Source organism: Streptomyces mobaraensis (assembly GCF_020099395.1).
In the GTDB taxonomy this organism is placed as follows: domain Bacteria; phylum Actinomycetota; class Actinomycetes; order Streptomycetales; family Streptomycetaceae; genus Streptomyces.
This window is the reverse complement of record NZ_CP083590.1, coordinates 3,748,976-3,770,386: the sequence shown is the minus strand read 5'-3', so window position 1 is coordinate 3,770,386 and position 21,411 is coordinate 3,748,976. Positions and strand designations below refer to the sequence as shown.

Annotated in this window: 19 protein-coding genes and 1 pseudogene; 9 read left to right on the top strand and 11 right to left on the bottom strand. The window is 69.6% G+C overall.

All coding sequences use genetic code 11. The annotated features are described in order from the left end of the window. Nucleotides 1–8: 8 nt before the first annotated feature. From gyrB to dnaA, 6 genes are all read right to left on the bottom strand, one after another. Nucleotides 9–2,075, bottom strand: coding sequence for a DNA topoisomerase (ATP-hydrolyzing) subunit B (gene gyrB, locus K7I03_RS16330; RefSeq protein WP_274390175.1), 2,067 nt, complete (start codon nt 2,073–2,075; stop codon nt 9–11). A gap of 344 nt (nt 2,076–2,419) precedes the next feature. Beyond that, a complete protein-coding gene (locus tag K7I03_RS16325; protein WP_185940348.1) occupies nt 2,420–2,983 on the bottom strand; it encodes a DUF721 domain-containing protein in 564 nt (187 codons plus the stop codon). Continuing rightward, nucleotides 2,980–4,113 carry a DNA replication/repair protein RecF gene (gene recF, locus K7I03_RS16320; RefSeq protein WP_185940349.1) on the bottom strand — a complete coding sequence of 378 codons (1,134 nt, stop codon included), beginning with the start codon at nt 4,111–4,113 and terminating at the stop codon, nt 2,980–2,982. Before recF ends, K7I03_RS16325 begins: the two co-directional genes overlap by 4 nt. 35 nt (nt 4,114–4,148) lie before the next feature. Continuing rightward, nucleotides 4,149–5,024: a phosphogluconate dehydrogenase (NAD(+)-dependent, decarboxylating) gene (gene gnd, locus K7I03_RS16315; RefSeq protein WP_185940350.1), complete on the bottom strand. Its 876-nt coding sequence runs from the start codon at nt 5,022–5,024 to the stop codon at nt 4,149–4,151. A gap of 267 nt (nt 5,025–5,291) precedes the next feature. Beyond that, complete coding sequence (gene dnaN / locus K7I03_RS16310) at nt 5,292–6,422, bottom strand: DNA polymerase III subunit beta (protein ID WP_004939840.1); 1,131 nt, start codon at nt 6,420–6,422, stop codon at nt 5,292–5,294. Nucleotides 6,423–7,270: 848 nt separating this feature from the next. Continuing rightward, nucleotides 7,271–9,094, bottom strand: a complete 1,824-nt coding sequence (gene dnaA / locus K7I03_RS16305) for a chromosomal replication initiator protein DnaA (protein ID WP_185940351.1) — start codon at nt 9,092–9,094, stop codon at nt 7,271–7,273. Between the two features lie 447 nt (nt 9,095–9,541). Between dnaA and rpmH the strand changes: the two genes are divergently transcribed. From rpmH to K7I03_RS16260, 9 genes and pseudogenes are all read left to right on the top strand, one after another. Beyond that, the gene (rpmH, locus tag K7I03_RS16300; RefSeq protein ID WP_003949374.1) at nt 9,542–9,679 is read left to right on the top strand and encodes a 50S ribosomal protein L34; all 138 of its coding nucleotides are present in this window, start codon (nt 9,542–9,544) and stop codon (nt 9,677–9,679) included. A gap of 24 nt (nt 9,680–9,703) precedes the next feature. Continuing rightward, nucleotides 9,704–10,069, top strand: a pseudogene (gene rnpA, locus K7I03_RS16295) (ribonuclease P protein component); the annotation flags it as partial. A gap of 71 nt (nt 10,070–10,140) precedes the next feature. Then, a complete protein-coding gene (yidD, locus tag K7I03_RS16290) occupies nt 10,141–10,458 on the top strand; it encodes a membrane protein insertion efficiency factor YidD (RefSeq protein ID WP_004939828.1) in 318 nt (105 codons plus the stop codon). A 3-nt stretch (nt 10,459–10,461) separates the two neighbouring features. Next, complete coding sequence (gene yidC, locus K7I03_RS16285) at nt 10,462–11,598, top strand: membrane protein insertase YidC (protein ID WP_185940353.1); 1,137 nt, start codon at nt 10,462–10,464, stop codon at nt 11,596–11,598. Nucleotides 11,599–11,613: 15 nt separating this feature from the next. Next, a complete protein-coding gene (locus K7I03_RS16280; RefSeq protein WP_004939824.1) occupies nt 11,614–12,135 on the top strand; it encodes a Jag family protein in 522 nt (173 codons plus the stop codon). 153 nt (nt 12,136–12,288) lie between these two features. Next, nucleotides 12,289–13,005 carry a 16S rRNA (guanine(527)-N(7))-methyltransferase RsmG gene (gene rsmG, locus K7I03_RS16275; RefSeq protein ID WP_185940354.1) on the top strand — a complete coding sequence of 239 codons (717 nt, stop codon included), beginning with the start codon at nt 12,289–12,291 and terminating at the stop codon, nt 13,003–13,005. Between the two features lie 267 nt (nt 13,006–13,272). Further along, on the top strand, nt 13,273–14,340 hold the full coding sequence (locus K7I03_RS16270) for a ParA family protein (protein ID WP_185940355.1): 1,068 nt from the start codon (nt 13,273–13,275) through the stop codon (nt 14,338–14,340). Then, nucleotides 14,337–15,443, top strand: a complete 1,107-nt coding sequence (locus K7I03_RS16265) for a ParB/RepB/Spo0J family partition protein (RefSeq protein ID WP_185940356.1) — start codon at nt 14,337–14,339, stop codon at nt 15,441–15,443. Before K7I03_RS16270 ends, K7I03_RS16265 begins: the two co-directional genes overlap by 4 nt. Before the next feature lie 330 nt (nt 15,444–15,773). Beyond that, nucleotides 15,774–16,391 (top strand): GNAT family N-acetyltransferase, encoded by a 618-nt coding sequence (locus K7I03_RS16260; protein ID WP_185940357.1) that lies wholly within the window; start codon nt 15,774–15,776, stop codon nt 16,389–16,391. A gap of 67 nt (nt 16,392–16,458) precedes the next feature. Here K7I03_RS16260 and trxA read toward each other — a convergent pair whose 3' ends face one another. The 5 genes from trxA to K7I03_RS16235 all read right to left on the bottom strand — a co-directional run bounded on the left by trxA (nt 16,459) and on the right by K7I03_RS16235 (nt 21,388). Then, nucleotides 16,459–16,788, bottom strand: coding sequence for a thioredoxin (gene trxA, locus K7I03_RS16255; RefSeq protein WP_185940358.1), 330 nt, complete (start codon nt 16,786–16,788; stop codon nt 16,459–16,461). Nucleotides 16,789–16,825: 37 nt separating this feature from the next. After that, a complete protein-coding gene (gene trxB / locus K7I03_RS16250) occupies nt 16,826–17,794 on the bottom strand; it encodes a thioredoxin-disulfide reductase (protein ID WP_185940359.1) in 969 nt (322 codons plus the stop codon). 118 nt (nt 17,795–17,912) lie between these two features. Beyond that, nucleotides 17,913–18,836 (bottom strand): anti-sigma factor, encoded by a 924-nt coding sequence (locus K7I03_RS16245; protein ID WP_185940360.1) that lies wholly within the window; start codon nt 18,834–18,836, stop codon nt 17,913–17,915. Further along, nucleotides 18,833–19,546 (bottom strand): RNA polymerase sigma factor SigM, encoded by a 714-nt coding sequence (gene sigM / locus K7I03_RS16240; RefSeq protein ID WP_185940361.1) that lies wholly within the window; start codon nt 19,544–19,546, stop codon nt 18,833–18,835. The genes K7I03_RS16245 and sigM overlap by 4 nt, the downstream gene beginning before the upstream one ends. Before the next feature lie 129 nt (nt 19,547–19,675). Next, nucleotides 19,676–21,388, bottom strand: coding sequence for a protein kinase family protein (locus K7I03_RS16235; protein ID WP_185940362.1), 1,713 nt, complete (start codon nt 21,386–21,388; stop codon nt 19,676–19,678). Nucleotides 21,389–21,411 lie beyond the last annotated feature (23 nt).

The window sequence follows — 21,411 nt, the reverse complement described above, 5'->3', positions numbered from 1 at the left end:
AGGCCGACTCAGATGTCGAGGAAGCGGACGTCCTTGGCGTTGCGCTGGATGAACGAGCGCCGTGCCTCGACGTCCTCACCCATGAGCACCGAGAACAGGTCGTCCGCCTGCGCCGCGTCGTCCAGGGTGACCTGGCCGAGCACCCGGTGGTCGATGTCCATCGTGGTGACGCGCAGCTCCTCGGCGTTCATCTCGCCGAGACCCTTGAAGCGCTGGACCGAGTCGTCCCGGATGCGCTTGCCGTTCTCGCGGCCGAGCTGGATCAGCGCGTCGCGCTCGCGGTCCGAGTACGCGTACTCGAAGTCGTCACGGCCCCACTTGATCTTGTACAGCGGGGGGCGCGACAGGTAGACGTGACCGGCCTCGACCAGCGGGCGCATGAAGCGGAAGAGGAAGGTCAGCAGCAGGGTGTTGATGTGCTGGCCGTCGACGTCGGCGTCCGCCATCAGGATGATCTTGTGATAGCGGAGCTTGTCGATGTCGAAGTCCTCGTGCACGCCGGTGCCGAACGCGGAGATCAGCGCCTGGATCTCCTGGTTCTGGAGGATCTTGTCGATCCGGGCCTTCTCGACGTTGAGGATCTTGCCGCGGATCGGGAGGATCGCCTGGTACTCGGGGTTCCGGCCGGACTTGGCCGAGCCGCCGGCGGAGTCGCCCTCGACGATGAAGATCTCGCACTTGGCCGGGTCGTTCGACTGGCAGTCCGACAGCTTGCCGGGCAGCGAGGCGGTCTCCAGCAGGCCCTTGCGGCGGGTCAGGTCACGCGCCTTGCGGGCGGCGACGCGGGCCGTGGCGGCCTGGATCGACTTGCGGATGATGTCCGCGGCCTCGATCGGGTTGCGGTCCAGCCAGTCGGTGAGGTGCTCGTAGACCGCCTTCTGGACGAAGGTCTTCGCCTCCGTGTTGCCCAGCTTGGTCTTGGTCTGGCCCTCGAACTGCGGCTCGCTCAGCTTGACCGAGATGATCGCGGTCAGACCCTCGCGGATGTCGTCGCCCGTGAGGTTGTCGTCCTTCTCGCGGAGCAGCTTCTTGTCGCGCGCGTACTTGTTGATCAGCGAGGTCAGCGCCGCCCGGAAGCCCTCCTCGTGCGTGCCGCCCTCATGGGTGTGGATGATGTTGGCGAAGCTGTAGACGCCCTCGGTGTACTGGCTGTTCCACTGCATCGCGATCTCGAGGGAGAGCTGCCGCTCCTTGTCCTCGGCCTCGAGCGAAATCACCGTGGGGTGGATCAGCTCGCCCTTGCGCGAGTTGAGGTAGCGGACGAAGTCCGAGATGCCGCCCTCGTAGTGGTAGCGGACGGTGAGCGGCTTGCCCTCCTCGTCCACGTGGTCCGGGCGCTCGTCGGTCAGGGCGATGGTCAGGCCCTTGTTGAGGAACGCCATCTCCTGGAAGCGCCGCGAGAGCGTCTCGAAGGAGTAGTCGGTGGTCTCGAAGATGTCGCCGTCGGCCCAGAAGGTGACGGAGGTGCCGGTCTCGTCCGTCGCCTCGTTCTTCTGCAGAGGGGCGGTGGGGACGCCGAGCTTGTAGTCCTGGGTCCAGCGGAAGCCGTCCGTCTTGACCTCGACGGCGACGCGCGAGGACAGCGCGTTGACGACGGAGACGCCGACGCCGTGCAGACCGCCGGAGACCGCGTAGCCGCCGCCGCCGAACTTGCCGCCCGCGTGCAGGACGGTCAGCACGACCTCCACGGCCGGCTTGCCCTCGGAGGGGACGATGCCGACGGGGATACCGCGGCCGTTGTCGACCACGCGGACGCCGCCGTCCGCCAGGATCGTGACGTCGATGGTGTCGGCGTGGCCGGCCAGCGCCTCGTCGACGGAGTTGTCGACGACCTCGTACACCAGGTGGTGCAGACCGCGCTCACCGGTGGAGCCGATGTACATGCCCGGCCGCTTGCGGACCGCGTCCAGACCCTCCAGCACGGTGATCGCGCTGGCGTCGTACGACGCACCTCCGCCCGGAGCGCCGGACGAGGCGTCCTCCGGCACAGGAGTGGCGCCTTCCTCGAGGGAAGGGGTGGTGTTCTCGTTGGGGTTGCCGGAATCGGCCACGAAGCGCCCTTTCTGGCACAGCACAGACTTTCTCCTGCCTGTGCGGCGGGGCGCCGTCGGTCGGGAGACCGGGAGGGCAGGCGGGAGCGACTGCGTCGTTCGACTTGTTTCCGCGAAACGCGCGGGATTACCACCAGTCTACCGGTAGCGCCGACATGAATGGGGGTTTGGCGGCGTCTGAGTCCGCATGTGCCGCCCTGAACCGGCATCAGCCGACTCCCTATATGCGCCCCGGGGCTCCAAGAGGCTCACAGCGGCACTCAGCGCTTCGGGTTGTCAACCGCCCGCTACCACGCTCGGGGGACACCTGTCGTCCCCCTTCTCCCGGTACGCCCCACGGCTCTCCCGGGCACCGGGAACGCCGCGGCTCACCCGTAGGTGTCGCCCGGTCCCGTGCTCCCCGGCGCGCGCAGCGCACCGTACCGGCGCGACGGCCCGCCCGGGCCCAGCACCTTGATCAGCCGGACGGTGCCCTGGCCCAGGTCGTCGTTGAGCCGGGCCACCAGCGTCGGGGCCAGCAGCCGGAGCTGGGTCGCCCACGTCGTCGAGTCGCACCGCACGGTCAGCACCCGCGCGTCCTCGTCGTAACCCTGCGGCTCGCAGTGCAGCGCCACGTTCTCGCCGACGATCTGCGGCCAGCGGCCGGTCACCCCGCCGACCGCCGCGGGCGTCTCCCAGCCGCGCTCGGTGATCAGGCGGTTGATGGCCGCGCCCAGCGGCAGCGGGTCGCGGCCGTCGGCACGCGCGCCGGAGCGCAGGCCGCCGCGGCGCGCCTGCTTTTTCTGCTGCACGGCCGCGCCCCGCGCCCGCGCCTGCTCCTTGGCCGCGCGCAGCGCGACCCGCGCCAGGTCCACCCCGGACGGCTCCGGGACCCTGCGCGCCGGGGACTGCTGTGCCGGGGAGTGCCCGGTCAGAGGGGAGTGCTCGGTCATACCCGCTCGACCGTCCCCTCGGAGACCGCGTACCGCGCGCCCGTCAGGACGCCCGGGACGTCGTCGTCCACCGCGGCCGTCACCAGCACCTGCTCGCCGCCGGCGACCAGCTCCGCCAGCCGCTCCCGGCGGCGGGCGTCCAGCTCGGCGAAGACGTCGTCGAGGACGAGCACCGGCTCGTTGCCCTCCGCCTTGAGCAGCTCGTACGAGGCCAGGCGCAGCGCCAGCGCGTACGACCAGGACTCGCCGTGGCTCGCGTACCCCTTGGCGGGCAGCTGCCCCAGCCGCAGCACGAGGTCGTCGCGGTGCGGGCCGACGAGGGTCACCCCGCGCTCCATCTCCTGCTTGCGCGCCTCGCCCAGCGCGGTCAGCAGCACCTCGTACAGCTCCTCGCGGGTGCGCGCGCCGTCCGGCCCGCCGGCTCCGACCGGGCCGCGGTAGTCGAAGGCGAGCGGGCCGCCGCCCGGCGCCAGCCGCTCGTACGCCGCGTCGGCCAGCGGCAGCAGCGCGGCGATCAGGTCCAGCCGGTGCGCCAGCAGTTCGGCGCCGGCGCGGGCCAGGTGCTGGTCCCAGATGTCCAGGGTGGAGACGTCCATCGTCCGGCCGGCGTGCCGGCGGGCCAGCACGGCGGACTTCAGCAGGGTGTTGCGCTGCTTCAGGACGCGCTCGTAGTCCGAGCGCACGCCCGCCATCCGCGGGGACCGGGCGGTGACCAGCTCGTCGAGGAACCGGCGGCGCTCCCCGGGGTCGCCCTTGACCAGGGCCAGGTCCTCGGGGGCGAACAGCACCGTGCGCACGATGCCCAGCACGTCCCGGGGCCGGACCTGGGACGAGCGGTTGATCCTGGCCCGGTTGGCCTTGCCCGGATTGAGCTCCAGCTCGATCAGCTGCTGCCGCTCGCCCTGGACGACGGCGGCGCGGATGAACGCCCGGTCCGCGCCGAGGCGGACCAGCGGGGCGTCCGAGGAGACGCGGTGGCTGCCGAGGGTCGCCAGATAGCCGACCGCCTCGACGAGGTTGGTCTTGCCCTGGCCGTTGGGTCCCACGAAAGCCGTGACGCCCGGGTCGAGCGGGACCTCGACCCGGGCGTACGAGCGGAAGTCGGCGAGCGAGAGATGCGAAACGTGCATGAGTGCGCGCCGAGCCTCCTGATTCGCGTGGGGTGTTACTTGCTCTCGACCGCGTGGCCGCCGAACTGGTTGCGCAGCGCGGCGATCATCTTCATCTGCGGCGAGTCGTCCTGGCGGGACGCGAAGCGGGCGAAGAGGGAGGCGGTGATCGCGGGGAGCGGGACCGCGTTGTCGATGGCGGCCTCGACCGTCCAGCGGCCCTCGCCCGAGTCGGACGCGTAGCCGCGCAGCTTGTCGAGGTGCTCGTCGTCATCCAGGGCCTTGACGGCGAGGTCGAGCAGCCAGGAGCGGATGACCGTGCCCTCCTGCCAGGAACGGAAGATCTCACGCACGTCGGTGACGGAGTCGACCGCCTCCAGCAGCTCCCAGCCCTCGGCGAACGCCTGCATCATGGCGTACTCGATGCCGTTGTGGACCATCTTCGCGAAGTGGCCCGCGCCGACCTTGCCGGCGTGCACGGAGCCGAACTCACCCTCGGGCTTCAGCGCGTCGAAGACCGGCTGCACCTTCGCGACGTGCTCGGCGTCGCCGCCGTACATCAGCGCGTAGCCGTTCTCCAGGCCCCAGACGCCGCCGGAGACACCGCAGTCCACGAAGCCGATGCCCTTGGCTGCCAGCTCCTCGGCATGCTTCTCGTCGTCCGTCCAGCGGGAGTTGCCGCCGTCCACGACGACGTCGCCGGGCGACAGCAGCTCGCCGAGCTCGTCGATGGTGGACTGGGTCGCCGCGCCGGCGGGGACCATGACCCACACGACCCGGGGACCCTTCAGGGAATCCACCAGCTCCTGGAGGCTGTGGACGTCCGCGAGGTCCGCATTGCGGTCGTATCCGATGACGGTGTGGCCTGCGCGGCGGATGCGCTCGCGCATGTTGCCGCCCATCTTGCCGAGACCGACGAGACCGAGCTCCATCAGTGATCCTCTATGCCGTAGTCGTAGCGGTTTACCCGGATCCGAGCCTACGCCCGGGGGTCCGTGCACACCTGTCGGGACCGAACGCTCAAACGGTGGGGCGGCTACCCGCCCGCCGTCCGTCCATGCGGCGCTCCGTCCCCCGGCCGCTGGTACGTACGGGGGACGGGAACAGTGCCTCGGATCAGCCCGACAGCCGCACCGGCATGCTGCGCTCTTGCGAGGGCCGACCCTCGCGCTCCCAGCCGCCGGCGCGTCCGTGGCGCGTCAGCCCGACAGCCGCACCGGCATGATCAGGTACTTGTACGCCTCGTCCGCCTCCGCGTCGACCGCGGGCTTGCCGCTGAGCAGCGCCGGCTTGGTCGAGGTGGTGAAGGAGAGCTGGGCGACCGGGGAGTCGATCGCGGACAGGCCCTCCAGCAGGAAGCCGGGGTTGAAGGCGATGGAGATGTCGTCGCCCTCCAGCCGGGCGTCGACCCTTTCCACAGCCTGTGCGTCGTCGCTGGAGCCGGCCTCCAGGATCAGCACGCCCTGCTCGAAGCTCAGCCGGACAGGGGTGTTGCGCTCGGCGACCAGGGCCACACGCTTGACGGCCTCGACGAAGGGGGCCGTCTCGATCACGGCGACCGAGTTGAACTCGGTCGGGAAGAGCGTGCGGTACTTCGGCAGGTCGCCTTCCAGCAGCCGCGTCGTGGTGCGGCGGCCGGCGCCCTCGAAGCCGATGAGGCCCTCGCCCGCGCCGGAGCCGGAGAGCGCCAGCGAGACGGAGTCGCCGCCGCTGAGGGACTTGGCGGTGTCCAGCAGCGTCTTGGCGGGGACCAGGGCCACTGCGGAGACGTCGGGGGTCTCCGGCTTCCACATGAACTCGCGGACGGCGAAGCGGTAGCGGTCGGTGGAGGCCAGGGTGACGGTGTCGCCCTCGATCTCGATGCGCACACCGGTGAGCACCGGCAGGGTGTCGTCACGGCCGGCGGCGATGGCGACCTGGGCGGCGGCGGACGCGAAGACCTCGGCCGGGACGGTGCCGGTGGCGGTGGGCATCTGGGGCAGCGCCGGGTACTCCTCCACAGGCAGGGTGTGGAGTGTGAATCGCGAGGAGCCGCAGACCACGGTGGCGCGGACGCCGTCGGTGGAGATCTCCACAGGCCTGTTGGGAAGTGCGCGGCAGATGTCGGCGAGGAGCCGGCCGGAGACGAGGACGGTGCCGTCCTCTTCCACGTCGGCCTCGACGGAGACGCGGGCCGAGACCTCGTAGTCGAAGCCGGAAAGGCTGAGCGAGCCGTCCTCGGCCTTCAGCAGCAGTCCCGCGAGGACCGGCACCGGCGGACGGGCCGGGAGGCTGCGGGCCGCCCAGGCCACTGCCTCCGCGAGTACATCGCGCTCCACCCGGATCTTCACCGGAACCGCCTCCTGCTTGTTGCTGGCTGGCCCTGCTGGGCTGTCTTCATCGGCTTCGTCGGCTTCCAAGCCGGAGACCAGTCTGACGTACGCCGCTGACAGCCGGCGCTGCTCGGGGTCAAGTCGGACCGGACGGCGTGGCGCGGCCTCGGGCCGAGTTGTGCACAGGGCCCACTTCGAAACGAGTTCCCCGGTTGATCTCAGTGGTCGTAGTAGTAGGGCCTGTGGAAACCGTGGAAAACTTCCTTTGCCCAGGTCAGGCCGGATTTTTTGTCCACTGCCCCTGTGGGCGGCCCCGGTGGAAAACAGGGGGTCACTGTGGAGAAACAAAAGTTCTGCACAGGCGGTGCACAGGCGAGGTGCACTTCTCCCCAGGCTCGTCCCCAGCTTTACCCAGGTTCCCCACAGCCCAACCCGGCAGCTTGGTGTGACGCCTTTCACTCGGCGCGGTGAGCCCGGGCGTTTCGTTGCCGAACAGTGGACAACCCTGGGGAAAGGCTGTGCACAACGCCTCTCTTCCTGTGGGCGGCCGGTGGACAACCGGCGCGGCCGCTGTGGGCGGACTCGTCATCCACAGGCTGTGGACTTCGGTTCCCCACACTTCCACACCCTGCTGACCTCCTCTGATGAGCTGTCAACAGGCCCGGCTGTGGACATCATCTGGATAACTTCCCAGTCCCCAGGATGTGGACGGGCCTCGGGGGCGGTTTCTGTGGAGAACGCGGTGACCTGGGTCCCTATTCGAACGAGGTGGCCGCGAGGCGACGCCGTCCGGAACGGCGAAAGGCGCCCCGGGAACCGTCCCGGAGCGCCTTCGGAGGCGTCCCCGCGCGCTCGGCGCGGTCCTGTCAGCCGTTCTTGATGCGGTTGGTCAGCTCGGTCACCTGGTTGTAGATGGACCGCCGTTCGGCCATCAGCGCGCGGATCTTGCGGTCCGCGTGCATCACGGTCGTGTGGTCGCGGCCGCCGAACTGCGCGCCGATCTTCGGCAGGGACAGGTCCGTGAGCTCACGGCAGAGGTACATGGCGATCTGGCGCGCCGTCACCAGCACCCGGCTGCGCGAGGCGCCGCACAGGTCCTCCACGGTGTGCCCGAAGTAGTCGGCCGTGGCGGCCATGATGGCCGGCGCGGTGATCTCCGGCGAGGCGTCCTCGCCGCCCGGGATCAGGTCCTTGAGGACGATTTCGGTGAGGCCCAGGTCCACGGGCTGCCGGTTGAGGCTGGCGAACGCCGTGACGCGGATGAGGGCGCCCTCCAGCTCACGGATGTTCCGCGAGATCCGGGAGGCGATGAACTCCAGCACCTCCGGCGGCGCGTTGAGCTGCTCCTGGACCGCCTTCTTCCGCAGGATCGCGATCCGGGTCTCCAGCTCGGGCGGCTGGACGTCGGTGATCAGGCCCCACTCGAACCGGTTGCGCAGCCGGTCCTCCAGGGTCACCAGCTGCTTGGGCGGTCGGTCCGAGGAGAGCACGATCTGCTTGTTGGCGTTGTGCAGGGTGTTGAAGGTGTGGAAGAACTCCTCCTGCGTCGACTCCTTGCTCGCGAGGAACTGGATGTCGTCGACCAGCAGGATGTCCATGTCGCGGTAGCGCTTGCGGAACGCGTCCGCCTTGCCGTCGCGGATGGAGTTGATGAACTCGTTGGTGAACTCCTCGGAGCTCACGTACCGCACCCGCGTCCCCGGGTAGAGGCTGCGCGCGTAGTGCCCGATCGCGTGCAGCAGGTGCGTCTTGCCGAGCCCCGACTCCCCGTAGATGAAGAGGGGGTTGTACGCCTTCGCCGGCGCCTCGGCGACCGCCACGGCCGCCGCGTGCGCGAAGCGGTTGGACGCGCCGATGACGAAGGTGTCGAAGAGGTACTTGGGGTTCAGCCGGGCGGTCGGCTCCCCCGGGCCCGACCCGGAGGACTTCCCCGCGCCCGGTGCGCCCGAGCCGCCGGGCACCGGCCGGTCGCTCTGGCCGGCGCCGCGGCCGTGGGCGTCCGGGAGCTCGCGCTGCTGCTCGTAGGGCCGCTCGGTGCCGGCCGGCCGGTAGCCGCCGGGCTCGCGTTGCTGCTCGTAGCCGGGCGGGGTGTGCTGCGGCGAGGCATAGGGGTCGCGCTCGTTCTCGGCGAAGCCGAGCCGCGGCTGCTGCCAGCCGTAGTCGCCCCGGTCCGGCGTACGGCTCCCCGGGCCGCCGGGGCGGCCGGGGCCCGTGTGCCGCGGCCAGGAGCCGGGCTCGCTCCGGGACTGCTGGTAGTCGGGGTAGGCGGGCCGGACCGTCGGCAGGTCGTCGCCGGCGCCGCGGCCGTAACCGTCCCGGCCGTCGTAGCCCGGGCGTCCGTCGTACCCCTCGTACGTGTCACGGCCCTGGCCGTTGTGCGAACGCTCTTCGTGCGCGGGCTGCTGCGGCGCGGCCGGCTCGCCGACCGAGTTGTCGACGGTGATCGCGATGCGGATGGGGCGGCCGCACTCCCGGCTGAGGGCGTCGCTGACGACCGGGGCCAGCCGCCCCTCCAGTACGCCCTTGGCGAACTCGTTGGGGACGGCGAGCAGCGCCGTGTCCGCGACCAGGGCCAGCGGCTGACAGCGCTTGATCCAGTGCTCGTCCTTGCTCTCGACTCTTCCCTCGCCGAGGAGCTGCTCCAGCACGCGCGGCCACACTGCGGCAAGATCGGCAGGCAGGTCAGCCACAGGGCACGCTCTCTCGGTCAGCGGGGGCGCCCTCCGGTCCCACGAATGTGTGGTTCTCGGGACGGGCGGGAAGGATTCGGAGTTCAGCCACGGTAGTCAGGCCGTGGCACGTCGTTCAAGTCGTTGTCCACAGGGTGTGTACAAATGTGCCATGGGGCCGTCCGTGGCGCCTCATCCGGGCACGGCTGGTACTTCCGGGGCATCCGGGAGGCTACGGTTAATGCTGGTGCGCTGCCGGTTTGACCGGATGGCGTAACGGCGCGTACCGTGACCAGGTCGAGTTGTCGATGGCTGCTGCCGCCTGCCTCCGATGGGCAAGGGTCGCACTTCTCCCATGTGGGGTGTGATCGTGAAGCGGTGCCTTGCGTATTGCGAGCTTCCTCGTGGGCGCACGGTGACAGCCAGGCGATGTCCCGCCATCACACGATTCATTTCTGGAGCCCCCGAGTGAGCAAGCGCACCTTCCAGCCGAACAACCGCCGTCGCGCGAAGACCCACGGCTTCCGCCTGCGCATGCGCACCCGTGCCGGCCGCGCGATCCTCGCGTCCCGCCGTGGCAAGGGTCGCGCCCGCCTGTCGGCCTGAGCAGCCTGACTCAAGGTCCATGACGTGCTGCCTTCCGAGTCTCGGCTGAGGCGGCGCGAGGACTTCGCGACCGCGGTTCGACGAGGACGCAGGGCCGGGCGCCCACTCCTCGTCGTCCACCTCCGCACCGAAACGGACCCGCACGCGCCTGGGGGAACTGTCCCCCCGGCACGTGCGGGTTTCGTCGTGAGCAAGGCGGTGGGCGGCGCGGTGGTCCGCAACCGTGTCAAACGCCGGCTGCGCCACCTCGTGCGTGACCGGCTCGAAGCGCTGCCCGCCGGTAGCCTGGTGGTGGTGCGAGCCCTGCCGGGCGCGGGCGAAGCCGATCACGGTCAGCTTGCCCGCGATCTCGATACCGCATTGCAGCGGCTGTTGGGAGGGGCGCCGCGAAGCTGCAATCCCCCGGGTACCGATACCCCGGTTCCCCGGAACCCCGGCCATGACCCGGGAGGGAGTGCACGGTGAAGTACCCGCTGCTGTGGTTGATCAAGCTGTACCAGTGGACCATCAGTCCGCTGCTCGGCCCGGTCTGCAAGTACTACCCGTCGTGCTCGCACTACGGCTACACGGCCATCCAGGTGCATGGCGCGATCAAGGGGACGGTGCTGACGGCCTGGCGCATCCTGCGCTGTAACCCGTGGTCGCTCGGTGGCGTCGACCACGTACCTCCCCGGAAGCGTCCGGTCTGGCACCAGCGGCTGAGGAGCCGACTGGGCGGACACCCCGTAGCCGGGGCCGCCGCACAGCCCGAGACTCAGCCCAACGCCCAAGGAGCCTGATACGTGGACACGGTCCTCAAGCCCCTTTATTACGTAGTTTCCTGGATCATCGTCCAGTTCCACTCGTTCTTCAGCCTGATCTTCGACAAGAACAGCGGCTGGGCGTGGGGTCTGTCGATCGTCTCGCTGGTCGTCCTGATCCGCATCTGCCTGATCCCGCTCTTCGTGAAGCAGATCAAGGCGACCCGGAACATGCAGGCGCTCCAGCCGAAGATGAAGGCGATCCAGGAGCGCTACAAGAGCGACCGGCAGCGCCAGTCCGAAGAGATGATGAAGCTCTACAAGGAGACGGGCACCAACCCGCTCTCGAGCTGTCTCCCGATCCTGGCCCAGTCGCCCTTCTTCATCTCGCTGTACCAGGTCCTCAACCACATCGCGCAGGGCAAGACGGTCGGGTTCATCAACGAGGACCTGCTGGCCAGTGCCCGTGAGGCCCATATCTTCGGTGCCCCGCTGTCCGTGAAGTTCATGGACAGCGCGGCCAAGATCGAGAAGCTCGGTTCCACCGTCACCGACGTCCGCGTCGTCACGGTGGTCATGATCGTCCTGATGTCGCTGTCGCAGTTCTACACGCAGCGCCAGCTGATGACGAAGAACGTCGACCTCACGGTCAAGACGCCCTTCATGCAGCAGCAGAAGATGCTGATGTACGTCTTCCCGATCATGTTCGCCGTCTTCGGTATCAACTTCCCGGTCGGTGTCCTCGTCTACTGGCTGACCACGAACGTCTGGACCATGGGTCAGCAGATGTTCATCATCCGCCGCAACCCCACCCCGGGCAGCCTCGCCTTCAAGCAGCGCCAGGAGCGCCTGCGGGCCAAGGGCAAGCTCAAGGAGGACCCGGCCGAGGTCGAGGCCAAGCAGGCCGCCGAGGCCGCCCGCGCCGCCCGCCAGCAGCCCAAGCGGCAGCCGAAGGCCAAGCGCACCGCCGCCCCGGCCGCCGGGCAGCAGCCGGCCGGGCGTCCGCAGGCCCGCACCAAGGCCTCTTCGGGCAACGGTGCCGCCTCCTCGGAAAACGGTGCCAAGGAGCAGGCCGAGGACGCCAAGCCCAAGCAGGGCGGTGGCTCGTCCCGCGGCGCCAAGTCCGGGCAGCGCAAGGGCGGCCCGCAGCGGCCCAAGCACCCGTCGTCCAAGAAGTAGCGAAGGAGTCCCACCGTGACGGACACCCAGGACCAGACCCGTGCGGACGCCGCCGAGGGCACCGACCCGCTGACCCGCCTGGAGCAGGAGGGCGAGATCGCGGCGGACTACCTGGAGGGTCTGCTCGACATCGCCGACCTGGACGGTGACATCGACATGGACGTCGAGGCCGACCGGGCGTCCGTGTCGATCATCAGCGACTCCACCAGCCGGGATCTGCAGAAGCTGGTGGGCCGCGACGGCGAGGTGCTGGAAGCGCTCCAGGAGCTCACGCGGCTCGCGGTGAACCGGGAGACCGGCGACCGCAGCCGGCTGATGCTCGACATCGCCGGCTTCCGGGCCCGCAAGCGCGAGGAACTCGCCAAGCTGGGTGCCCAGGCCGTCGCGGACGCGAAGCAGAGCGGCAAGCCGGTCAAGCTCGACCCGATGACGCCGTTCGAGCGAAAGGTCGTCCACGACGCGGTGGCCGCCGCAGGTCTGCGCAGCGAGTCCGAGGGCGAGGAGCCCCAGCGCCGCGTGGTCGTCCTGCCGGTGTGACCTGCTCCCGTTTCCCGGTAGCTTCGGCCCCGTCTGTGCGCAGACGGGGCCGATCCTTGTCAGCCTGACATCGGACTCCGGTGCATGGAGTCCCACCCATTCGTCGATACGCAGAGTCGTCGATAAAAACGTGGTACGGAAGGACGGTTCACTGTGGAAGAGGCAGCGGAGCTCCCCCCGGCGCCCCCGGAGGCACGGGCGGTTTTCGGTGACCGCTTTCAGGACGCCGTCCGCTACGCCGAACTGCTCGCCGACGCGGGCGTCCGGCGTGGGCTGATCGGCCCGCGGGAGGTTCCCCGGCTCTGGGAGCGGCACCTGCTGAACTGCGCGGTGCTCTCCGAGGCCGTCCCCGAGGACGTCTCCGTGTGTGACGTCGGCTCGGGCGCCGGCCTGCCGGGCATCCCGCTGGCCCTGGTCCGCCCCGACCTCCAGATCACCCTGCTGGAGCCGCTGCTGCGGCGGACGACCTTCCTGTCCGAGGTCGTCGAACTGCTCGGCCTGGACCACGTCACGGTCGTCCGGGGGCGCGCCGAGGAGGTCCTGGGCAAGCTTCAGCCGGTGCACGTGGTGACGGCGCGCGCCGTGGCCCCGCTGGACCGGCTGGCGGGCTGGGGCGTTCCCCTGCTGCGGCCGTACGGCGAGATGCTGGCCCTCAAGGGCGACACCGCCGAGGAGGAGCTCAAGGGCGCCCGCGCTGCGCTCAGCAAGCTGGGCGTCGAGCGGACCTCGGTGCTCCAGGTCGGCGAGGGAGTGGTGGACCCGCCGTCCACGCTGGTGCGGGTCGAGGTCGGGGAGAGCCCCGGCGGCGTCCGCTTCGCGGCGAAGCGCGCCAAGGCCGCCCGGGTGAGCCGGACGCGTCGCCGCCGCTGATTACTCCGGCCGGCGGCACCGGGAGTGCTCCATACAAGCTGCCTAAACTATGCGTCACGGAGTGTCGTGACGGGGTAGCCAAGGGTCACAGGCATCGTGTTTCACGTGAAACATCGCTCGTTGCTGCAAGGGATCATCGGTCGTGGCCGTGCGGCCGCGGCTCGCGACCGTCGGCCGGCCGACGCTGTGGAACCTCCCCCGGTATCCACAGGAACGGCGGATTCATCCACAGGAGAGTGGGCCTCACTGGTTCGTACCCGGCGAACCATGGCAGGCTCTCCCCATCGCGAGCCTGATGTCGAGGAGAGTGAATCCTTGCGGTCCGACGCCAATATCGCGGGGCCGATGGCCGACCCGGTCCCCGGTCCCCGCCCCGCCGACTCCGAGCCGGTGCCCGGCCATCTGGGTGCCGCCGAGGTCGTTTCACGTGAAACCCGGATGCCGCGGCCCGACCAGACCCGGGTCATGGTGGTGGCGAACCAGAAGGGTGGCGTCGGCAAGACGACGACCACCGTGAACCTGGCGGCCTCCCTGGCGCTGCACGGCAACCGTGTGCTCGTCGTGGACCTGGACCCACAGGGCAACGCCTCCACCGCGCTGGGCATCGACCATCACGCCGATGTGCCGTCCATCTACGACGTCCTGGTGGACCAGAGGAAGCTCTCCGACGTCGTGCAGCCGGTACGGGACGTGGAGGGCCTCTTCTGTGCACCGGCCACCATCGACCTGGCCGGTGCCGAGATCGAGCTGGTCTCCCTGGTGGCCCGGGAGAGCCGGCTGGACCGGGCCATCAAGGCCTATGAGCAGCCGCTGGACTACATCCTCATCGACTGCCCGCCCTCGCTGGGACTGCTGACCGTCAACGCGCTGGTCGCCGGCGCCGAGGTGCTGATCCCGATCCAGTGCGAGTACTACGCGCTCGAGGGCCTGGGCCAGCTGCTGCGGAACGTCGAGCTGGTCCGCGGCCACCTCAACCCGAAGCTGCATGTGTCGACGATCCTGCTGACCATGTACGACGGACGCACCCGCCTCGCCTCCCAGGTCGCCGACGAGGTACGCAGCCACTTCGGTCAGGAGGTGCTGAGGACCAGTATCCCGCGCTCGGTCCGCATCTCCGAGGCGCCCAGCTATGGGCAGACGGTGCTCACCTATGACCCGGGGTCCAGCGGTGCGTTGTCGTACATGGAGGCGGCGCGCGAGATCGCGCTGCGGGGCATCGGTGTGCATTACGACGACAGCAAGGCCCATACCGTGGGTCATCAGCCGGTGGGGCACCAGCCGGTGGGCCATCAGCAACAGCAGGACCAGCACAGCATGTCGGAGGGGCTGCAGTGAGTGAACGACGTAGAGGACTGGGCCGTGGGCTCGGGGCGCTGATCCCGGCGGCGCCGAAGGGGGCGGAGATCGGCACCCCCACGGTGGGGCCCGGTGCCACGTCTCCCACTGCGGTGCCGCTGCTGACCGCCGAGCGGTCGCACGCGCCGGCCGGCGTGACGCCTCTTGAAGGCGGAGTGTCCGTGGCGGAGCCGGCGGACGTCCGGAAGCCCGAGCCGGAGCCCGAGGTCACGGAGACGGTGGCGGGGGCCCACTTCGCCGAGCTGCCCCTGGACTCCATCACGCCCAACCCCCGGCAGCCCCGGGAGGTCTTCGACGAGGACGCCCTGGCGGAGCTGGTCACCTCGATCCGCGAGGTGGGTCTGCTGCAGCCGGTGGTCGTCCGGCAGCTGGCGCCGGAGCGGTACGAGCTCATCATGGGCGAGCGCCGCTGGCGCGCGTGCCGTGAGGCCGGTCTGGAGAGCATCCCGGCGATCATCCGGGCGACGGAGGACGAGAAGCTCCTCCTGGACGCTCTCTTGGAGAACCTTCACCGGGCGCAGCTCAACCCGCTGGAGGAGGCCGCGGCCTACGACCAGTTGCTGAAGGACTTCTCCTGCACGCATGACGAGCTGGCGGACCGTATCGGGCGGTCGCGCTCGCAGGTTTCCAACACGCTGCGGCTCCTGAAGCTCTCGCCCGAGGTGCAGCTCCGGCTCGCCTCAGGGGTGTTGTCGGCCGGGCACGGCCGGGCGCTGCTCGCCGTGGACGACGTCGAGGAGCAGGAGAAGCTCGCCCGCCGCATCGTGCAGGAGGGCCTCTCCGTGCGGTCGGTGGAAGAGATCGTCCAGCTGATGGGGTCCCGGACGAAGAAGTCGGCGAAGGCCAAGGGGCCGAGGGCCGGCGCCCGGGTGTCCCCGGCCCTCAGCGACCTGGCATCCCGTCTCTCCGACCGTTTCGAGACGCGGGTCAAGGTCGACCTCGGGCAGAAGAAGGGCAAGATCGTCGTCGAATTCGCGTCGATCGAGGACCTTGAGCGAATCCTCAGCACGCTCGCCCCGGGCGAGGGCGGCGTGCTGGAGCAGAAGCTGTCGGACGGAACCACCGAGGACGCGGACGAGTAGGTCTGCGGCCGGATCCACCCTCGGGGCGGGGTGTGTTCCACGGGAAACGCGATGTTTCACGTGGAACACACCCCGCCCCTTTGCCTTTGTCGGCTGTCGGGCCAAACCCCCGGTGGATACGATGCGTTGAGGTATGGCACCACCACGTCGGACATGCGGACGCAGTTGACGGAGGAACGAGGCCATGCGAACGGTGAGCCGGACCGGACTGGTGGCGACGGGCCTGGGCCTGGGCGCGGTCGGCGGATTCGTCGGCGGCCTGCTCAGGGAGCGCAGTGCGCTGGGCGCCGCCTGCGGCGCGGCACGGGTAGGAAGTGAGGAACTGGCTCCATGGGGCGTCGCCTCGTACCGCTCACTCTGGACAATCTGCCGGACCTTCCCCAGCGCTGCCGGGCGTGTGTGTTCTGGGAGCTTGACCCCGTCAGCGGCGAGGCCGCGCTGAGGGCGGGCCGTCCCGAGCTGGAGAAGGAGGCCTGGATCTCCGCCGTGCTCCTGGAGTGGGGATCCTGCGGCCGCGTCGTCTATGTGGACGACGAGCCGGCGGGGTTCGTCCTCTACGCTCCACCGGCCTATGTGCCCCGGGCGACGGCGTTCCCCACGAGTCCCGTGGCTGCCGATGCCGTCCAGCTCATGACGGCATGGCTGGCACCGAAGTTCCAGGGCCAGGGTCTGGGCCGGGTCATGGTGCAGACGGTCGCCAAGGATGTGCTGAGGCGCGGGTTCAAGGCGATCGAGGCGTTCGGGGACGCGCGGTGGAAGGAACCCGCGTGTGTCCTCCCGGCCGATCATCTGCTGGCGGTCGGCTTCAAGACGGTGCGCCACCATCCGCGGTACCCCCGGCTCCGGCTTGAGCTGAGGTCCGCGCTGTCCTGGAAAGAAGATGTGGAGCTGGCGCTGGACCGGCTGTTGGGCGCCGTACAGAAGGAACCGGCGCTACGGCCTTTGTAGAGGAAGCGGAACGGGGTCCGTCTCCCGAAGGAGACGGACCCCGTTTCACGTGAAACCGTGCTGCCGACTACTTTCCGGCGATGAAGACGTCCAGGTCGCGCTCGAGAGCGGCCTTCGCCTTGGCACCCACGATGGTCTTGACGACCTCGCCGCCCTGGTAGACGTTGAGGGTCGGGATCGACATGACACCGTACTTGGCAGCGGTGCCCGGGTTCTCGTCGATGTTCAGCTTGACGATCTCGAGCTTGTCACCGTGCTCGGCGGCAATGGCCTCGAGCGAGGGAGCGATCTGACGGCACGGGCCGCACCATTCGGCCCAGAAGTCCACCAGCACGGGCTTGTCGCTCTTGAGGACGTCCTCGTCGAAGGACGCGTCGGTCACGGCCTTGAGAGCCATTGCGGTCTCCTTGGTTGTTCTCTGTGGGGGAAAGGGGTCAGGCGCTCTGCTCGGGCTCGCGGACGTTCTCGCCGTCACCGAGGGCGGCGAGGTAGCGCTCCGCGTCCAGGGCGGCGGAGCAGCCGGTGCCCGCGGCGGTGATCGCCTGGCGGTAGGTGTGGTCCACAACGTCACCGGCGGCGAAGACGCCCGTGAGGTTGGTGCGGGTGGAGGGCGAGTCGACCTTGAGGTAACCCTCGTCGTCCAGCTCCAGCTGACCCTTGAGGAGCTCGGTGCGGGGGTCGTGACCGATGGCGATGAAGAGGCCGGTCACCGGCAGCTCCGAGGTCTCTCCGGTCTTGACGTTGCGCAGGGTCAGCCCGGAGAGCTTGGCTTCGCCGTGGATCTCGGCGACCTCGCTGTCCCAGACGAAGGAGATCTTCGGGTCGGCGAAGGCCCGCTCCTGCATGGCCTTGCTGGCGCGCAGCGCCTCACGGCGGTGGATGACGGTGACCGACTTCGCGAAGCGCGACAGGAAGGTGGCCTCCTCCATCGCGGTGTCGCCACCGCCGACCACGGCGATGTCCTGGTCCTTGAAGAAGAACCCGTCGCAGGTGGCGCACCAGGACACACCGCGCCCGGAGAGCTCGTCCTCGCGCGGCAGACCGAGCTTGCGGTGCTGGGAGCCGGTGGTGACGATCACGGCCTTGGCCCGGTGGACGGTGCCGGCGGAGTCGGTGACGGTCTTGATCTCCTCGGTGAGGTCGACGGCCGTGACGTCGTCCGGGATCAGCTCGGCGCCGAAGCGCTCGGCCTGGGCCCGCATGTTGTCCATGAGGTCCGGGCCCATGATGCCGTCGCGGAAGCCGGGGAAGTTCTCGACCTCGGTGGTGTTCATCAGCGCACCACCGGCGGTGACGGCGCCCTCGAACACCAGCGGCTTCAGCGAAGCGCGGGCGGTGTAGAGCGCGGCCGTGTAGCCCGCGGGCCCGGAGCCAATAATGATCACGTTGCGGACGTCGCTCACGGGTGTCTTCCTTGTCTCTGCCGACTGCTGACTGGGTCCTTGCTGGGTCTCACCCCACCCAACGGATCCTACGGGGCGAGCATTCCCCCAAGGACATCGCAGCGGCCGGAGAGACGGCCTACGAACGCGAGACCGTCTCGCGCGCCAGCACCTTTCCGGGGGCTCCGGAGGAGGTGACGACACAGTCCGCCGCGACGACATAGACGTCAACGAGCGCGGCATCGCGGGAGTGCGGGTAGATCACCAGGTAGGTGTCCGTTCCGGTGAAGCGCTCCTGGCGCACTGCGAGGGCGCGGTCCGCGCGGCCGATGCCTTGACTCACACAGTACGGAGCGGTGCCGTTCGAAGAGCCCTGGTAGGTCTCGGTGCCGTCCTGTGCGCGCATGCCGCGCGTCTCGGCCGGCTTGAGGTTCGACAGCGCGTCGTGAACCCGCGTCTTCAGCTCGGCCACGGCCACCGCAGTCGCGTCCGCTTGTGGTGTGGCACGGTCTCCCCCGTCGTCGCCTGAGCCCTGGAGGAGGAAGGTGCTCACGCCGATGGCGGCTGCGGCGCAGGCCGTACCCAGAAGGGTGCGGCGCCAGCGGCGGCTGCGGGCGGGCGACGGGCGGCCTGGGCCGACGGCGCCTCGGGGACGCCCGGCGGGTCGTTCACCGGCCGGTGTTTCACGTGAAACCAGACGGTCCATGTCGTGGGCAGGATCAAATGATGTTTCACGTGAAACAGGACCGGTGATCACTGTCGTCGCCGTTTCACGTGAAACGGTCGCGACCGCCTCCTGGGGCGCCGTCGCGTCAAGCAGCGCTTCGGCGGCGAGAGCCGCGTTGATCCGGCCCGCGACGTCCTCCGGCATCCTTGCGGGGCCGGGCAGGGTGCCCAGCAGCTCGCGGATCTCGTCGAGGGAGGCGCGGACGTCGTCACAGACCGTGCAATCGGCCAGATGCTCTCGCAGGTCCGCGCTGCGTGCGGGTGAGAGCACGCCCTCGGCGAGCGCGGAGATCTCGGAGACCTCCGGGTGCCCGTCCGTGTCGGTCGTCGAGGTCACGCTCGCCCACCTCCGCCCTTCACTGGGTTCACGTCACTCCGTCCAGCCGGTGGTGGGACGGACGTCCCCTGCGACCGGTTCCTTTCCCTCTCGGTACGAGGGCTACCCCTGCCGCCGGGGTGCAGATGGGTGAGCAAGGGCAGCAGTCTCGCCCGTGCTCTGGCGCACCGACTCTTCACCGTGCCCACGGGAACATTCAATACGGCCGCCGCCTCGGCGACGGGATAACCCTGCATATCGACCAGGACGAGGACGGCCCGCTGATCGGGCGGCAGGGTCGCGAGGGCTCTCAGTAGCTCTCTGTGGAGATCGCTTCGCTCGGCCGGCTCGGCCGCCGACTCATAGGGCTCCAGCAGGTGCTCAAGCTTCTCGGTCTCGGCGAGCGGTGACGTACGGCGCGCGGCGGCTTTGCGGGCCCGGTCCAGGCAGGCGTTCACAGTGATGCGGTGCAGCCAGGTGGTGACGGCCGACTGGCCACGGAAGGTGTGAGCGGCGCGGTAGGCGGAGACGAGGGCGTCCTGCACGGCGTCGGCCGCTTCCTCCCGGTCGCCGAGGGTCCGGAGGGCTACCGCCCAGAGCCGGTCGCGGTGGCGCCGGACGAGTTCGCTGAAGGCATCGGGGTCCCCGGCGACATGCAGGGCGAGCAGCTCGCTGTCACTGCCGGCCGTCGGCGTCCGCTGCTGCCGTCCGTCCTCTGCGATGGCACTCACCCCGCCCTGAGAGCGCTGTCCCGCGCGCGATCTGTTGTTGAGACCAACTTAGAGAGGTGGGGGAATGGCTGGGTAGGGGCAGAGGGCCCCACCGCCGGTTGGGTTGCCGAGTACCCGGCGGGCACTGCCTCAGGATCGGGTGCCGAACACCTTGATTTCATAGATGCCACCCCGGTAGGTGTTGCCGCTTTCCAGGGGCAGCTCGGTGAGGTGGACGAGCACGTAACGCGTTTTGACGCTCTTGACGACCTGGAGGTTCTCCCCGGGCACTCGCCGAGATCCCAGGAGTTCCTTCGGGAAGTCCGCCAGCGCACTGGGCTGAGAGGCGGAGGTGTCGGCAGCGCGGATCTCTATGGTCTGTCCCGCGAACATCCGCACATCGATGCGTGAGACCTCCTTGACCTTGCCCAGGTCGACGACGATCCCGCTGCCCTGGGCACGCTGGTCCAGGTTGCCGAAACGGGGATAACCGTAGAAGGCCCCGGTCTTCCAAGCCGTGTTCTCGTCGCCATCGGCTGCGAGTGACACGGACTTGGGCCCGGTCGGCGAGGCCAGCGGGGAGAACTCCATGACCTTCTCGATCGGAAGCTGCTTCTGCTGAGGCTTCTTCCTTCTGGCCTCGTTGTCAGACAGCTGCGACTGTTGGGGATCGTCTTCCGAGTCCGTGTGCTTCAGCAGGGTGTCCGCGAGCTGCCAGCTGCCCAGGCCCAGCGCGGCGATGAGGAGCGAGGAGACGATCCACTTGATGGCGGTGCCGGTACGGCTCTGCAGCGGGGGCGGCGGGGTGAGGGGAGCGGAGTGGACGGTCTGCGGGCCGTATGCGCCACCTGCCGGGGGGCGGGGGTAGGACGGTGTGGCGGAGAACGGCGTCTCGGGGGGACGGATCCGCGGCATGGCCGAGACGGCCTTGGCGAGTTCCTCCGGCGTGGTGCAGGGCGGCTCCTGACGGGACGCGGTGGCGCCGTCGTTGACGAGGGCGCGCATCGCCAGCTGGGAGAGCCCCCGGTGGACACCCGCCCGCACCTGGTCGGGCGGGATGAGACCGACGTCCTTGGGCAGGCCGGCCAGGCCGTGGGCGTCGCCCTCGTAGGGCCAGCGCTGGGTGAGGGCGGCGTACAGGAGGGCGCCGATGGCCTCGGTGTCGGTGCGCTGGGGAGTGTCGGAGGTGATGCCGCGGAGTGCCGCCATCACGGCCAGGCCGCGGATGCGGTACTGCCCGGAACCGGTGCGCAGCACGCAGCCGGGGCCCAGACGCAGATGGGAGAGCCCCTCGCGGTGAGCGGCGGCCATGGCCTGCGACACCTGGCTGACCAGCTGGTAGGCGTCGAAGGCCGCCATGGGCCCGGAGGCCAGTACGGAGGTCAGTTCGGTGGCGTCGGGCAGCCACTCGTGGACGACGTAGACGAGGGCGTCCTCCTCGACGGCGTCGAGGACCTGGACGAAGCGCGGGTCGCCCAGCAGCGCGGCGGAGCGGGCTGCCGCGAGCACCGTGCGGGCCCGCGGGTGCTCGGCAGGCAGCAGGTGGACGCCGACGGCCCGGCGCAGCTTCTCGTCGACGGCACGCCAGCTGCTGAATCCCTCCAGACGGGTGACGCACTCCTCCAGGCGGTACCTTCCGGCGAGCTTGTGACCGCTGTGCAGTTCGGGCACGCGATCGCCGCGCGGGCCCTTTCCGCCTGTCGCGCGCTCGGTGTCCGGGGGCACGCCGACGCTGCTCTCCTCGGTGTTGCCGGCCTCCGTACCGTCGGCCGTGGCCTTGTCCGCCTTGGCGGTCAGCGACGGTTCGTCCTGCGCGTCGCTGCTGTCTGCCACGTCGACGGCAGCCGTGCTCCGTTCCGCCACCGTCGCTCCTGCCTCCCCGTCCG